This is a genomic window from Flavobacterium sp. (assembly GCF_025352425.1).
Lineage (GTDB): Bacteria > Bacteroidota > Bacteroidia > Flavobacteriales > Flavobacteriaceae > Flavobacterium.
Genome location: NZ_JANXTI010000079.1, coordinates 18,306 through 32,937 on the forward strand (window position 1 = coordinate 18,306; position 14,632 = coordinate 32,937).

15 protein-coding genes are annotated in these 14,632 nt (G+C 36.5%); 8 read left to right on the forward strand and 7 right to left on the reverse strand.

Going from position 1 to position 14,632, the window contains the following annotated elements:
- Nucleotides 1-11: 11 nt before the first annotated feature.
- Nucleotides 12-1,382: a M20/M25/M40 family metallo-hydrolase gene (locus tag Q0Q99_RS10140; RefSeq protein WP_293895227.1), complete on the reverse strand. Its 1,371-nt coding sequence runs from the start codon at nt 1,380-1,382 to the stop codon at nt 12-14.
- An 85-nt stretch (nt 1,383-1,467) separates the two neighbouring features.
- On the opposite strand from Q0Q99_RS10140, the gene Q0Q99_RS10145 reads away from it, so the two are divergent.
- Genes Q0Q99_RS10145 through creD form a run of 5 tightly spaced genes read left to right on the forward strand, consistent with a single transcriptional unit; the run spans nt 1,468 to nt 4,774 of the window.
- Nucleotides 1,468-2,076, forward strand: a complete 609-nt coding sequence (locus Q0Q99_RS10145; protein WP_293895230.1) for a hypothetical protein — start codon at nt 1,468-1,470, stop codon at nt 2,074-2,076.
- A gap of 2 nt (nt 2,077-2,078) precedes the next feature.
- Complete coding sequence (locus Q0Q99_RS10150) at nt 2,079-2,375, forward strand: transcriptional regulator (protein WP_293895233.1); 297 nt, start codon at nt 2,079-2,081, stop codon at nt 2,373-2,375.
- A gap of 55 nt (nt 2,376-2,430) precedes the next feature.
- Nucleotides 2,431-3,087 carry a DUF1361 domain-containing protein gene (locus Q0Q99_RS10155; RefSeq protein ID WP_293895236.1) on the forward strand — a complete coding sequence of 219 codons (657 nt, stop codon included), beginning with the start codon at nt 2,431-2,433 and terminating at the stop codon, nt 3,085-3,087.
- A complete protein-coding gene (locus Q0Q99_RS10160; protein ID WP_293895239.1) occupies nt 3,084-3,389 on the forward strand; it encodes a hypothetical protein in 306 nt (101 codons plus the stop codon). The genes Q0Q99_RS10155 and Q0Q99_RS10160 overlap by 4 nt, the downstream gene beginning before the upstream one ends.
- A gap of 26 nt (nt 3,390-3,415) precedes the next feature.
- Nucleotides 3,416-4,774 (forward strand): cell envelope integrity protein CreD, encoded by a 1,359-nt coding sequence (gene creD, locus Q0Q99_RS10165; protein WP_293895242.1) that lies wholly within the window; start codon nt 3,416-3,418, stop codon nt 4,772-4,774.
- A gap of 52 nt (nt 4,775-4,826) precedes the next feature.
- Here the strand turns inward: creD and Q0Q99_RS10170 are convergent, their stop codons facing one another.
- From Q0Q99_RS10170 to Q0Q99_RS10185, 4 genes are all read right to left on the reverse strand, one after another.
- Nucleotides 4,827-5,873 (reverse strand): o-succinylbenzoate synthase, encoded by a 1,047-nt coding sequence (locus Q0Q99_RS10170; protein ID WP_293895244.1) that lies wholly within the window; start codon nt 5,871-5,873, stop codon nt 4,827-4,829.
- 2 nt (nt 5,874-5,875) lie between these two features.
- Nucleotides 5,876-6,553, reverse strand: a complete 678-nt coding sequence (locus Q0Q99_RS10175; RefSeq protein WP_293895246.1) for a metal-dependent hydrolase — start codon at nt 6,551-6,553, stop codon at nt 5,876-5,878.
- A 33-nt stretch (nt 6,554-6,586) separates the two neighbouring features.
- The gene (menA, locus tag Q0Q99_RS10180; RefSeq protein ID WP_293895248.1) at nt 6,587-7,522 is read right to left on the reverse strand and encodes a 1,4-dihydroxy-2-naphthoate octaprenyltransferase; all 936 of its coding nucleotides are present in this window, start codon (nt 7,520-7,522) and stop codon (nt 6,587-6,589) included.
- An 80-nt stretch (nt 7,523-7,602) separates the two neighbouring features.
- Entirely contained in the window at nt 7,603-8,442 is an 840-nt protein-coding gene (locus tag Q0Q99_RS10185) for a 1,4-dihydroxy-2-naphthoyl-CoA synthase (RefSeq protein WP_293895251.1), read from the reverse strand.
- A 113-nt stretch (nt 8,443-8,555) separates the two neighbouring features.
- Between Q0Q99_RS10185 and Q0Q99_RS10190 the strand changes: the two genes are divergently transcribed.
- Together Q0Q99_RS10190 and Q0Q99_RS10195 are read left to right on the forward strand one after the other, a co-directional pair.
- Entirely contained in the window at nt 8,556-9,704 is a 1,149-nt protein-coding gene (locus tag Q0Q99_RS10190; RefSeq protein ID WP_293895254.1) for a C1 family peptidase, read from the forward strand.
- 89 nt (nt 9,705-9,793) lie between these two features.
- Nucleotides 9,794-11,041, forward strand: coding sequence for an MFS transporter (locus tag Q0Q99_RS10195; RefSeq protein WP_293895257.1), 1,248 nt, complete (start codon nt 9,794-9,796; stop codon nt 11,039-11,041).
- Between the two features lie 183 nt (nt 11,042-11,224).
- Here the strand turns inward: Q0Q99_RS10195 and Q0Q99_RS10200 are convergent, their stop codons facing one another.
- Together Q0Q99_RS10200 and Q0Q99_RS10205 are read right to left on the reverse strand one after the other, a co-directional pair.
- Nucleotides 11,225-11,584 carry a hypothetical protein gene (locus tag Q0Q99_RS10200; protein ID WP_293895260.1) on the reverse strand — a complete coding sequence of 120 codons (360 nt, stop codon included), beginning with the start codon at nt 11,582-11,584 and terminating at the stop codon, nt 11,225-11,227.
- A 228-nt stretch (nt 11,585-11,812) separates the two neighbouring features.
- The gene (locus Q0Q99_RS10205) at nt 11,813-12,496 is read right to left on the reverse strand and encodes a hypothetical protein (protein WP_293895262.1); all 684 of its coding nucleotides are present in this window, start codon (nt 12,494-12,496) and stop codon (nt 11,813-11,815) included.
- A 508-nt stretch (nt 12,497-13,004) separates the two neighbouring features.
- On the opposite strand from Q0Q99_RS10205, the gene Q0Q99_RS10210 reads away from it, so the two are divergent.
- Nucleotides 13,005-14,042 carry a site-specific integrase gene (locus tag Q0Q99_RS10210; RefSeq protein ID WP_293895265.1) on the forward strand — a complete coding sequence of 346 codons (1,038 nt, stop codon included), beginning with the start codon at nt 13,005-13,007 and terminating at the stop codon, nt 14,040-14,042.
- Nucleotides 14,043-14,632: the final 590 nt, after the last annotated feature.

Here is a 14,632-nt window from a genome sequence, read left to right on the forward strand (position 1 = left end):
ATGCTTATTGTTTAGTCAATTCCGTATTGATCAAACAAATATACCAACGAAGCCATTGTTGCTGCGCCCAGTTCCAGTTCCCGCTTATTAACAGCATCAAATTTATCATTTGCAGCATGATGATAATCAAAATAGCGTTGTGAATCCGGAATCAATCCTGCCTTTACAATTTTTGCAGAAGTAAGATGTCCGATATCCGAACCTGTATTTCCTATTGTAAAACTATGTATCAAATAGGGCTCAAATAAATATTTCCAATTAGTTACTTTTTCGAAATTAGTTCCATCACATTCAAAAGAAAATCCTCTTGGCGAAAATCCACCGGCGTCACTTTCAAGAGCGAAAATGTGATTTTCATGGTTTATTTTTGATAACTCTTCATATTTCTTTCCGCCTCTTCCACCAAACTCTTCATTCATGAAAAGCACTACTCTGATAGTGTTTTTTGGTTTATAATTTAGTTTTTTAAATAGCTCCATAACTTCAATACTTTGCACGACACCAGCTCCATCATCTTGCGAACCATCAGCCAAATCCCAGGAATCAAGATGTCCGCCAACAATCATAATTTTTTCCGGATTTTCCGAACCTGTGATTTCACCAATTACATTATATGAAAGTACTTCATCAAGATTTTGACAAGAAAGCTTCATAAAGAATTTTAAACTACTATTCTCTTTAAGTTTTTTACTCAATAATTCGGCTGCATTTGTACTAATTGCGGCGGTTGGAATATATTGCTCTTTGGGCATATCGCCATAGCTTTGTGCGCCGGTATGCGGAAAATCATCTAATCTAAAACTCATTGAACGAACAATAGTGGCAACAGCTCCATATTTGGCTGCATCTCTCGCTCCATAATATCTTTGGTCAACACAATTGCCATACGATTTGAAAGCATCAATGTTTTCAGCTTCAAAAGGCCTGTTGTAAAAAACTATTTTACCTTTTACCTTGTCGGTACCAAGAGTTTCCAATTCTTTTAAACTATGCACTTCAATAACTTCGGCGGTTAAACCATTTTTTGATGTGGCAATTGAACCGCCAAGCGCACAAATTGGAATACTTACTTTGGTTTTAGTATCCAAAAAGTAAGCTGTTTCTTTTTCGCCTCTTACCCATTGAGGCACCATTACTTCCTGAAGATACACTTTATCTAATCCTAAAGTTTCGAGTTGTGCTTTGACATAAGCTACCCCTTTTTCTGCTCCAACGGAACCGGACATTCGGGAACCGATTTGGTTAGACAAATAATCTAACCAGGAATAGCATTTGGAATTCGACAATGAAAAAGCGTAAATATTCTTAAGCATCTGTTGGTCGTAGCTTTGCGAATATATAATTGAGGTAAATAATAAAGCTAAGCTGGCAATTTTTTTCATAATATAATTTTTATCAAAAATAAATCAAAAAACATTTGGTCACAGAAATATTATTTATTTACTTTGCCATTCAAAGTACTTTAAAATGGAAAACGAAAAATACCTTAAAGACATACAAGACATCAAGCAGATGATGTCAAAATCTACACAATTTATTTCATTAAGTGGCTTATCCGGAATTTTGGCCGGGATTTACGCATTGATTGGTGCTTATATTGTCAATCGGCTTTTGGAGAAAAACAAATATGATGTTGTGATTATCGAAGGATTAACGTTTAAACTAATAATTCTGACCGCTTTCATTGTTTTAGTACTTTCATTAGTTACGGCATTCATAATGACCAAGCAAAAGGCTAAAAAATTAGGAGAAAATGTCTGGAATTCTTCATCAAAAAGGCTGCTGATAAACTTTTGTATTCCTTTATTCACGGGTGGAATTTTTGCTTTGCTCCTATTGCGTCACGGCGTTTATGGTCTGATTGCACCAATAACTTTAATTTTTTACGGATTGGCTTGTCTGAATGCCAGTAAATACACTTTGAAAGACGTTCGCTACTTAGGAATAACTGAAATTATTTTAGGTTTAATTGCCGTTGAGTTTGCGGGATATGGTTTGTACTTTTGGGTATTAGGTTTTGGAATTTGCCATATAGTTTACGGTGCGGTTATGTATTTTAAATATGATAGGGATTAACAGTGAAAACCATAATCCAAAATATCAACAAAGCCTTTGATCACCGAATCCGTCTCGGGATTATGTCGGTATTGATGGTCAATGAAAGTGCCGATTTTAATATGCTAAAAGAAATGCTTGGTGTTACCGATGGAAATCTTGCCAGTCATACCAAAGCATTGGAAACCGAAAACTATATCATGATTGAAAAACAATTCATCGGAAAGAAGCCTAACACCAGGTATATTGCCACGACAACTGGAAAAAAAGCGTTTAGGGAACATATTGAAGCGCTTGAAAAATTAATCAAAAAAAGTTAACCTATTTTTTTATCAATAAACTTTGAAATTCAAAGTACTTTTAATTATTAAAATTATGAACAAAATTTTAACCATTTATTTTTTAAACAAAAAACAAAACTCCAATTTAGTAAGCTTGGGCATAATTTCAATCGCTTTAATGCTGTTAAGGGTCAAAATCACGCACGATATCTATTTGCTCTTTTTGATATGGAATTTATTTTTAGGATACATTCCTTATTTTCTATCATCAGAAATTAAGATAACTGTTCCTGGTAGATTTAAATTTTATTTACTCTTCGTGAGCTGGTTCCTTTTCCTGCCAAATGCGTTCTATTTATTGACAGATTTCAAACATCTAAACCACGACAACGACCTACAGTATTTATTTGATACATTATTACTGGCCTGCTTTTCCATAGCGGGATTTTATGCTGGAATTTCTTCGATGCTTCAAATTCAAGGATTGTTGGAAATGAAATTTCACAGTAAAAAGTGTCGCCAAATAATAGTCATCCTTTGTTATCTCTCAGCCTTTGGCGTCTATCTTGGGCGTGTAATGAGGTTTAACAGCTGGGATATTTTGAGTAACCCTGTTGACCTTTTTTCTACAATTCTTAACAGCACGCAAAGTTTTCATACTTATGAATTTACATTCTATTTTGGAAGCTTCATCCTAATAATCTACAGTATTTCTTATTTATTATTTGAAAATAAAACAACTATATCATGATAACACAAACAAAATCCACAGGAAAGTTTTCAACCTATTTAGCCATTACTTCTTTCGGAATCGGAACACTTTTGCTAATCCTTTATTTATTATTCCCGGAAACGATGTTACTCATATATGCCGGATATTTTTATGTTCTATTGGCCATTCTAATCAATGGAATCACATTTCTACACTTATTCTATCTATTCATAATTTATCGCCTTAAAAGAGAAATCATTGCTATTCGAATGCTCATCCTTCTGGCAAACATTCCAATTGCATTATTCTATTTAAACATCGTAATACATACAACCAATTAATTCTAACATAAAAAACAATTAAAATCATGGAAATTTCAGAAAACGAAACACAAGAAGAAAGAACAGGCTTCTTTCAATCTACAACTGCAAAAATGCTAATGGTAGGATTCCTAACCTTGGTCTTATTAATTCCGCTATTCTTTGTACAGGATTTAATTCGAGAACGTTCACAGCGAAAAACAGAAATGGTGGATGAAGTTACCAATTTATGGGGAAAGGACATCTTGTTTTACGGTCCGATTTTAAGGATTCCGTACACAAGTTACGAAGCTTACAACATCACCAATCCCAAAACCGGGGCAACAACCATTGAGAGAAAAGCTGTAAGCAATTATGCCTATTTCTTTCCTAATGAATTAAAAAATACTTCAAATATCAAGAAAAATGAATCGCTGAAACGTGGCATTTTTAATCATGTGGTTTTCACGGCAGATATGAATTTCAAAGGAAATTTTGCATCTCCGAATTTTACAAAACTTGGCATAGCCGAAGAAAACATTCAATGGAGCAAAGCTTCCATAATCGTAAAAACCACCAATTTAAAAAGCATTAAAAGTGAACTTAAAATTCAATTGAACAATGATAAATTTTCTTTTGAACCACAAAACAATGACAAAAGCGAATACAGCGTTTTGGCCACCAACAGCTTTGATTACAAAGCATTAATCAAAAATGATAAAATCAATTTCAATTTTGGAATCACGTACAACGGAAGCAATAGCGTAAAATTTATTCCAGTTGGAAAAATAACTACGGTAAGCGTAGATTCTGATTGGGAATCACCGAGTTTTGAAGGTTCATTTGCTGCAAGCGATACCACGAAAACCATTAACAAAAAAGGATTTCACGCGGATTGGAAAATCCTCGACATCAACCGAACATTTACACAGCAGTATGTAAATGCATTACCTGATTTGGATGATTATCTGTTTGGCGTAAAACTAATCCAAACTGTGGATGAATACCAGCAGAACGAACGTGCTTCAAAATATGGTTTTCTGGTTATTGGTTTGACTTTCCTGATTTTCTTCTTAATTCAATCTGTTAGTAAAATCAATATTCATATTTTCCAGTATTCAATGATAGGTTTGGCGCTTATCATGTTCTATACGTTGCTGATTTCAATTACAGAACACAGTACATTTAGCTTTGCCTATACCGTTGCCGGGACTTCAGTCGTCGCCATGATAACTTTGTATTCTATTTCGATTTTAAAAAACAGGAAGTTCCCAATGTTCATTGGAATTTCACTTTCGGTTTTGTACACATTCATATATGTGATCATTCAAATGGAAGATTATGCATTGCTTGTGGGAAGCATTGGATTATTTTTAATTCTGGGTGCAGTGATGTATTTCTCAAGAAAAATTGATTGGAGTAAATAAGTAAGTTTTTAGTTTAAAAGAAAAAAAACCTGTTCAAATAGAGCAGGTTTTTTTAATGAAAATCATCAAGATTAATTTTCCAGTCTTTGTTTTTATCGTACCAAAGTTGTCCCTTAAAAACCGTTAACGGACAATCAAAATTATTGGTAAATAAACCTCCTGTTCCTAAACCTTGTGGCATTAAATTATTTTGCAAAAAAGTAAATTGAGCAATCGCATTTAAACCAACATTGCTTTCCAAAGCTGAAGTAATCCACCAACCAATATTCAATTTTTCTGCAATCGAAATCCATTCTAAAGTTCCACGAAATCCACCAATAAAACTTGGCTTCAAAACGATATATTGCGGGCTTATTTTTTGAAGTAAATTTTCCTTTTCTTCCTTCGTAAACACGCCAATAAGTGCTTCATCTAAAGCTATAGGAATTTGGCTATTTCTACATAGAGCTGACATCGTGTCAGTATGATTTTTATCAATAGGTTGCTCTATGCTATGAATCTTAAAGCCAGTTATTTGTGTAATTTTACATAAAGCGTCATTTTCAGAAAAAGCCTCATTAGCATCGACCCTAATTTCAATTGTATTTTCATCAAAATTAGCTCTGATAGAGCGCAATAAATCGATTTCCTTGTCAAAATCTATTGCTCCAATTTTCAGTTTTATACAAGTAAAACCTTGTTCTATTTTGTCCTCAATTTGGGCTTTCATAAAGGCTTCATCACCCATCCAAACCAGGCCATTTATCGAAATGCTTTTTGTGCTTTTTGTAAAATCGGAAGGAAATAAAACGAACGGATTTTCGCTTTTCAAAGACAGAAAAGCCATCTCAATTCCGAATTGAATTGATGGGAATTCTATTAATTCATCCCAAAGTTTTTGTTCTCCAAGATGAATATTTTTACAAGTCCATTTTAATTTTTCTTCATAATCCGGTCGGTCGTCTGCAGATAATCCGCGAAGGATTCCGCACTCGCCTATTCCTTTTTTGCCGTCTTTTTCCAAGATGATAAACCAGGTTTCCTTATCTGTTAAAATGCCTCGTGAAGTTCCGGAAGCTTGTTTAAAATGAAGTATGTATTTGAAGTACGACGCCTTCATCATTAAAGCGAAATGCTTTCTCCAATATCCAAAAGCATTAAATCCTTTCCGGCATCAAAGAATTTCTTTTTGGCTTCATCGTGATTGATAACTATAAAACCAAATGTATCATAATGACAGCCTAGTATCTTATCGCAATCCACAAAATCAGCCGCCATGATAGCATCTTCGACATCCATGGTAAAGTTATTGCCAATTGGAAAAATCGCCAGATCAAGCTTTGTCCGCATGGGAATAAGCTTCATGTCCATAGTAAGCGCAGTATCTCCTGCAATGTAGATGTTTTTATGTTCGCCTTCGATAACAAATCCGCCAGGGTTTCCGCCATAGGTTCCGTCAGCAAATGAACTTGAATGTACTGCAGTTACATATTTCACTTTGCCGAAATCAAATTGCCAGCTTCCGCCATGATTCATAGGATGATACTGAAAGCCTTTATTACCGTAATAAACCGCTGTTTCATAACCTGAAACAATTACAGCATTGGTATTTTTAGCAATTGCTTCAACATCTAAGGTATGATCGTTGTGTGCGTGTGTCAGCAAAATATAATCCGCTTTCAGGCTATTTATGTCGATGTGTGCGGCTTTTGGATTTCCTGTAATAAACGGATCAATAATAATATGCTTACCGCTAACTTCTATTCCGATGCAGGCGTGCCCGTAGAAAGTAATTTTCATTTGTGTTTTTTTAATATTAATAATCCGAAACCTCTATCTTCCTCCCAAAAAAACATTTACAATTATATCTGAAACAAAAAATATCAGGCTCAATGAAAGCAAAATGGAAAGAAAGAACGTGCTCAATGCCAGTTTCTTTAACTCAGGATCTAAAAGTTTTGGATTGTTATTTTTATGCACCCTTAACAGATGTCCCGCCAAGGGAAAGTATGCCGCGATAAATAAATATTGGTCAAATTGAAAATTATTTAAAAAAGCAAAAGCTATAACGAAAACCATAGCCGATATGATTATGAAGAAATGGTATTTTTTAGCCCATTCTCCACCTTTCTGTACAACTATCGTATTCTTACCCGCTTTTCTATCGCTTTCTTCATCACGCATATTGTTTAAGTTCAAAACTCCAACGCTCAAAAAACCAATCGCAGTTGCGGGCAATAGTAATAACCAGTCTATTTCTTTTGAAAACATAAAATACACGCCAAATGTGCTTACCAATCCAAAGAAAATAAAAACAAAAACATCGCCATAGCCACGATAGCCATAAGCACTGTTTCCAACGGTATACCGAATAGCCGAGGCTATTGCTAAAATTCCCAAAAATAAAAAGATAAAAGAATAAAGCAGGTAGCTTTCCTTAAAGGCAAAATAGATTAGCAAAATCGCAAAACACAACGTAATTAGCGAAGTTAAAACCATGGCTTTTTTCATTGCAGACGGCGTAATAACCCCTTTTTGTATGGCTCGCTTTGGCCCAACCCTATCTTCATTATCAGTTCCTTTGATGCCATCACCATAATCATTGGCAAAATTGGAAAGAATCTGCAATCCCAAAGTGGTGAGCAAAGCAAAAATTACAATTTTCCAATTGAACATTGCCTGTGACATGGCATAAAAACTGCCCACAATAATTCCGGATACCGAAAGCGGTAGCGTTCTAACCCGTGCGGCTTCAATCCAGTGTTTCATTTTTTAAGTTTATTTGGTTATGGGGTTATTCGGTTATTTGTATTTGGCTATTCAACTAACCAAATTACCAAATCCACAAATTACGGTAACCACTTCTTTTCAAAGTTTGGCTTTCGTTTTTCCAAAAATGCATCCCTTCCTTCTTTCGCTTCGTCAGTCATGTAGGCTAATCGGGTGGCTTCGCCGGCAAAAACCTGTTGGCCAACCATTCCATCATCCGTTAGATTCATGGCAAACTTCAACATTTTTATGGATGTTGGCGATTTCTCCAAAATCTCCTGCGCCCATTGATAGGCTGTGTCTTCGAGCTCTGCGTGCGGAATAACGGCATTCACCATTCCCATATCAAAAGCTTCCTGAGCCGAATAATTTCTTCCCAAAAAGAATATTTCCCGCGCCCTTTTTTGTCCCACCATTTTTGCCAGATAAGCCGAACCATAGCCACCATCAAAACTCGTCACATCAGCATCGGTTTGCTTAAAGATAGCATGTTCTTTACTTGCTAGAGTCAAATCGCAGACAACGTGTAAACTATGACCGCCACCAACAGCCCAACCGGGAACAACGCAGATAACGGCTTTTGGCATAAAACGAATTAACCGCTGCACATCCAGAATATTCAAACGATGATAACCATCATCACCTACATAGCCCTGATGACCGCGGGCTTTTTGATCGCCGCCCGAACAAAAAGACCAAATACCATCTTTAGAGCTCGGACCTTCTGCCGAAAGCAAAATCACGCCAATAGAAGTGTCTTCCTGAGCATCTTGAAAAGCCTGTAATAATTCACTGGTGGTTTTCGGTCGGAAGGCATTGCGAACATCGGGACGATTGAAAGCTATTCGCGCAACGCCGTTGCATTTTTTATAAGTGATGTCTTCAAAATCTTTAACTGTCTTCCAATTAATTGAATTCATGTAAATGCTTAAATTTGTTAAAATAAAAGTTAGGAAAAAATAAATTAATCTATTTTAGCGTAAAAATAAACCATTTTTTACTTTTAACTGCAAAAAACAAATAGTAAATCCTTATGAACAAACCGATATTTTACATTGCATTCTTATTATTCAGTTATAACGGGTTTTCACAAACTTATGAATTCCATACGATTAAAGATATTGAAGCCACGCCTGTAATCTCACAAGATCAAACGGGAACCTGCTGGAGTTTTTCTACCACCTCATTTTTAGAAGCGGAAATTATTCGTTTAACGGGAAAGAAAGTAGACCTTTCTGAAATGTACAATGTTCGAAATACTTATCTTGACAAAGCCGAAAACTATGTGATGCGACAGGGAAAAGCCCAATTTGGCGAAGGCGGATTGAGTCACGATGTTATAAACAGTGCCAAAAGGTATGGCGTTGTTCCCGAAAGCAACTTCATCGGGAAAACAGACCCTAATTCGGTATACAACCACGATAAGATGGTTGGTGAATTAGAGGCCATTGTAAAAAAAGCGGTAGCTGAAACTCCAAAAAAATATCCTAACTGGAAAGCCGATTATGCCGGAGTTTTAGATACCTATATGGGTAAATTTAATCAGGATGATAAAATAATTTCATCCCAACAAGCCATCGATAACAATAAAATCAATTACGAAGGGAAGTCGCTTACGCCAAAGCAATTTTTGGCAACGACGAAATTGAATTTAGACGATTATGTAACCCTGACTTCCTTTACAAATGAAGCTTTTTATTCAAAATTTATTCTAAGTATTCCTGATAATTTTGCCAATGGCAGTTACTACAATCTGCCGTTGGATGAGTTCATTCAAAATATAGACAATGCACTGGATAAAGGATTTACTATAACTTTGGATACTGATGTCAGCGAAAAAACTTTTTCGGGTGCTAGAGGCATTGCGGTTATTCCGGAAAATGAGGGAGATGCTACTTTGATATTAAACGAAATCAAACCCGAAAAAAGAATTACCCAGGAATACCGCCAGGCTGAATTTGAAAATTATGACACCGTTGATGATCATTTGATGCACATTGTTGGGAAAGTTGCCGACCAGAAAGGAAATCAATATTATAAAGTAAAAAACTCCTGGGGAACAAGTTCGGGGAGAGATGGTTTTGTATATATCAGCGTTCCTTTTGTTCGCTTAAAAGCGATTTCGGTGATGCTGCATAAAGACGGTTTGATTAAAAAGACTAAAACGGCGTTGGGAGTATGAGATTCCTTCGTGCCTCGGAATGACTAATGAACCTGAAGGACTAAATCTTTCCCGTTTTTTGTTATATTTATCCGAGCAAAACCAAACCAATGAGAACCTTTTCGACCAAAGAAAAAATTCGAATCCTCTTCAGTTTCCCTGTTATCATTGCTGCCCTTGGGTATTTTGTTGACATTTATGATTTATTGCTTTTTGGTATTGTGCGCATACCAAGTTTAAAAAGTATGGGACTGGACGCGGATAAAATCGGGACGATGATTATCAATTATCAGATGATTGGATTGGTGCTTGGCGGAATCATATGGGGTGTTTTTGGTGATAAGAAAGGACGGCTTTCAGTTTTATTTGGTTCGATTATAGTGTATTCGCTGGCCAATATTGCCTGTGGATTTTTACCTCAAATCAATTTTATGGACAAGGCAACTGCCTATGCCCTATTGCGCTTTATAGCGGGCATTGGTTTAGCGGGAGAACTTGGCGCGGGAATCACCTTGGTTTCAGAAACCTTGCCCAAAGAATTGCGTGCCATTGGAACATCAATTGTTGCGGGTTTTGGCGTGCTTGGTGCTGTTGTGGCACAATTTACTGTTGAACTCGCGGGAAGCTGGACAACAGCGTACATCATTGGAGGAATCCTGGGTTTGGCCTTATTGGTTTTGCGTATTAGTGTAGCTGAAAGTGGTATGTTTAAAACCATAAAGGAAAATACCGCTGTGAAACGTGGTGATTTCTTTTCCTTTTTTACCAATAAACAACGGTTTGCCAAATACATAAGATGTGTCTTTATTGGCATTCCTATTTGGTATTGTATCGGAATATTGGTTTTTATGGCCAATCAGTTTGCTCCCGAAATGGGCATCGCTTCCATCAATCCGGGGAAGGCAATTATGTGGACGTACATCGCTACTTCGTTAAGTGATTTCTCCAGCGGATGGTTTTCGCATGTATTAAAATCGAGAAAAAAAGCCATTTTATACATGCTGCTGTTTACGTTTGTGGGCGTAGCCTTGCTCCTATTCAGCGGCAGGAAGTCCGAAAACATGTATTACTTCTATTGCTTCTGGATAGGTTTCGGAACAGGCTTTTGGGCGCTGTTTGTTACGGTCGCCGCCGAACAATTTGGCACCAACCTCCGAAGCACTGCAACTACGAGCGTACCCAATATGGTAAGAGGTTCTGTTCCGCTGATGCTTATGGGTTTTGATTATCTGAAAAATACCAATAGCGTCATACATTCGGCGGCTTATGTGGGTTTGATTGCCTTTGCCTTAGCGATTTATGCTACGCTGACTATACGGGAAACCCACGCTACAGATTTGGATTATGTTGAGTTATGAGTTATGGAATATTGACTATATGTGTGATGTGGTTTTTTGTTTGATTTAGGCATAAAAAAGCCCCACTTTCGTGAGGCGTTTTCGCTTTTAGTATTTCTCTTTTTGGAAACCCCAGCTTCGGAATAGGATAAGGCTGGAGCTATCGAACGAAAAAAGAAAACGACTTAAGAGAGACCTATAAACTTAAGGGTGAATTAAATATTGTCTAGTCGTTTTAACGTTTGCTTGATTATAAATATCTATTATGATATACGTGTTTGCAGTAATTCCTGTGATTAAATAGGTGAAATCATAGTCATTTTTATTATTTGCGGTCAAATCATCTGTTAAAAACGGAGTAGCAGATCCTTGTTTTGTAATTACAACTTTAGAAAGCCTAACATCTGAATGGATATGACCTGTCAGTGTATATTCACCTTGTGAATTAGCTACTCCCTCTGCTTGAGTGAAAGTTATGGTTGGAGGTGCTGCATCATCCTTTGAGCATGAATTTAAAAATAATCCGCTCGCTAAAACTAATACCATTGTAATAAAAAATTTCATTCTCATAATTTTTGTGTTTAAATTTATTAATTAGGTGACAATGTAAATTTTAATTCTTAAACAATGGGTTAAAGTTAGCAAAGTTATAACAAATAGCAAAAATTATGTAACCCTTTCGCCCTTGAGAATAAGGAATTCTATGGTTCTGCTATCGGCTAAACACAAGTAGACCTGACTGGATTTTGAAACCAGTCAGGTCTATACCGAAATAATCGGGAATTTGTTTATTTAGTATTTCTCTTTTTGGAACCCCCAGCTTCGTAGTTCGGCTTTGTAAGTATCGGGGTAATTGCCTTTGATTACTGATATTAAGCTGTTCAATGTTTTCTTAAGGGCTCCCTTCAGGGTATTTTTGGCACTCACCTTAGTCGAGATGGTTCCATCTGTAGAAGACGCCTGAGTGATCAGGTTTTCATATTGCGATTTAATATCCGTCCAAAAGGCGGTGCCAAATTCCTTGTCTCCGAATCCGTTATCCAAAAGTCCCTGAAGCATAAGTACTAAAGAAGCCAATCGTTTGTTTCTGTCTATTGGAAAAAAATACCTGTTGTTTTTATACTCAATACCAAAGGCGGGAAAGTAAGACGTGGACGAATCTTTGTATTTATCTACGATATACCCTTTTACGTATTTAAGGGCCTCCACCATTGTGGCATCCAATACATTCATTGCCTTTGTAATTTGAGGTCTTCCCCCACCCACCTGATTTCTAATAGAAAGTTCGGTGTTATAGGCCGTAGCCTGGGTGTTAAACTCCGATGCCGTTGTCCAGATAAGACTAATGCTTTCGGTTTCATTCCATTTAGTTGCTACATTAGTAACTACAGTTCCAAAATCAATATCGGCAGTAGGTACATTACCTTTTCCTCTTGATTTCAAGTTTCCATCTTCTGGAGTAATTGTTGTGTTCATAATACTTTTTTTTTAATTGATAATAATGAATTCCTTATTCACTATAAATAAGTAATCAGCTACAGCCAATTAATATGCCAGATTTATGTTTGTAGGAAAATTTAGGAAAATTTTAACATAGTGACCCTCTTCGTTTAAAACAATTTATAGCTCGTTATGAATGTCACACGTGCAGTTTGAAAGTATTTAGGGCTTGTCACAACTGTTACAAACACTGTTTGAAAATTTTTAGCGTTGGTTACAACTGTAACCAATACTGTTTAAAAAAATTTAGCATTGGTTACAACTGTAACCAATACTGTTTGAAAATATTTAGCGTTAGGTACAATTGTAACCAATGATGTTTGAAAATATTTAGGACTAGTAGCAGCAGCAACCAAGGCTATTTTAATGAAATTGTAGGGTGGCGGCGGTTGTATAAAGGTTTTGAAAATGTATAGTAAAAGTGTACCCGTATGTAAATAGAAATGGGTTACTTGGCAGCATTTTGCGGCAAACACTAAATTAAATGGGATGGAATGCGAAGTTGATAAAGCATAAAGGTGCGGCGAGGATTATGGTTTCGTTTGAGAAAGACCCTGAATTGCTTGACCGGATTAAGGCTTTTGAGGGCAGGCAGTGGAGTTCGAGCCTAAAGGCCTGGCACGTGCCGGACACGGAAGCATACCGAAAAGAGTTTGGTTTGACGAGTGCTGCAGATTTATTGCCAAGTGCTGAAGGAATAGCGGCGTTGATAGTTTTTAGGGAGTGGATGCGGTCTAAACGATATAGTGAGAATACGATTAAAACCTATATGGATGCCATGAAGTCGTTTTTGGTTTTCCACAATCGAAAAATGGTTGCTGATTTGACCAATGAAGATGTGATTAAGTATAACAATGAGTATATCTTGAAGCATAATTTATCAGCTTCGTATCAGAATCAGATTGTGAATGCGATTAAGTTATTTTTTAAGATTGTAAGTAATACTATTATGGATATCGAAAAGATTCATCGTCCGAGAAGGGAGAAAACTTTGCCTAATGTTTTGAGTAAGGAAGAGGTTTTGCGCCTGATTGATGTGACGGATAACCTAAAACACAAAACGATGCTGGCGCTGATTTATTCGGCGGGTTTACGCATTAGCGAGGCCCTGCATATGAAAGCCACCGATATTGACAGCAAGCGTATGCTGATTCATGTTAAGAATGCCAAGGGAAAAAAGGATCGCTATACTTTATTATCGAACAGGGTTTTATTGTTATTGCGGGAATATTATGCTGTGTATAAACCAAAGTCCTATTTATTTGAGGGCCTGCATGGCGGGGTTTATAGTGACCGGAGCGCGCAAGTGGTTTTACAACAGGCAGCGGTAAAAGCGCGGATAGACAAGCGGATTAGTTTGCACACATTGCGGCATAGCTTTGCCACCCATTTATTGGAAAGCGGCACTGATTTGAGGTATATACAGGATTTGCTTGGGCATAGCAGTCCGAAGACGACGATGATTTATACCCATGTGAGCAGTACTTCGTTAAAAAATATTAAGAACCCTTTTGATGTGTAAGAAAAAATAAACTAAATTTGTTTTTAACCCGAATTGGTTTTGTTGATTTATAGTCGCTATAAAAATCCTTAAAACCTTCGACTATCTTACCGAAATAGCATAAAAAGGGGGATTAGTATTCGGGTATAGACTAGTTAGCAGCAAGCGTAAAGAACGACACGACAACAATGACACTGATGACAAAAATACAAGCAGACAGCAATTTCGACCATATTGGGCGGACTGAAAATCGTCACTGTAAGCCGACCGCTTCGTGTTTGATTTTTTTCCTACCGCACAAAAATTTTAAAATTCAGGGCAACCGCACATTGCACACATTTGCAAGCCACACAAGCCGACACACAAATCAAAGCTTGCAAAAGAGTGCAATTTGGCTGACACACAATATGATTAATGATACTTGAATTAATATCTTTGCTTACGAGAAAACTGAACATTCATAATATATAAACATTAATGTCCGATAAAAAATAAAAAAGACTATTTTTATTTTTTATCTAATTGTTATTCAGTTATTTAATTTTTAAAATCTCTCGTTTCTCAAAACAAGGCATCAAAAAAATGACAGTTGTTTTATTTCAGACTTATCA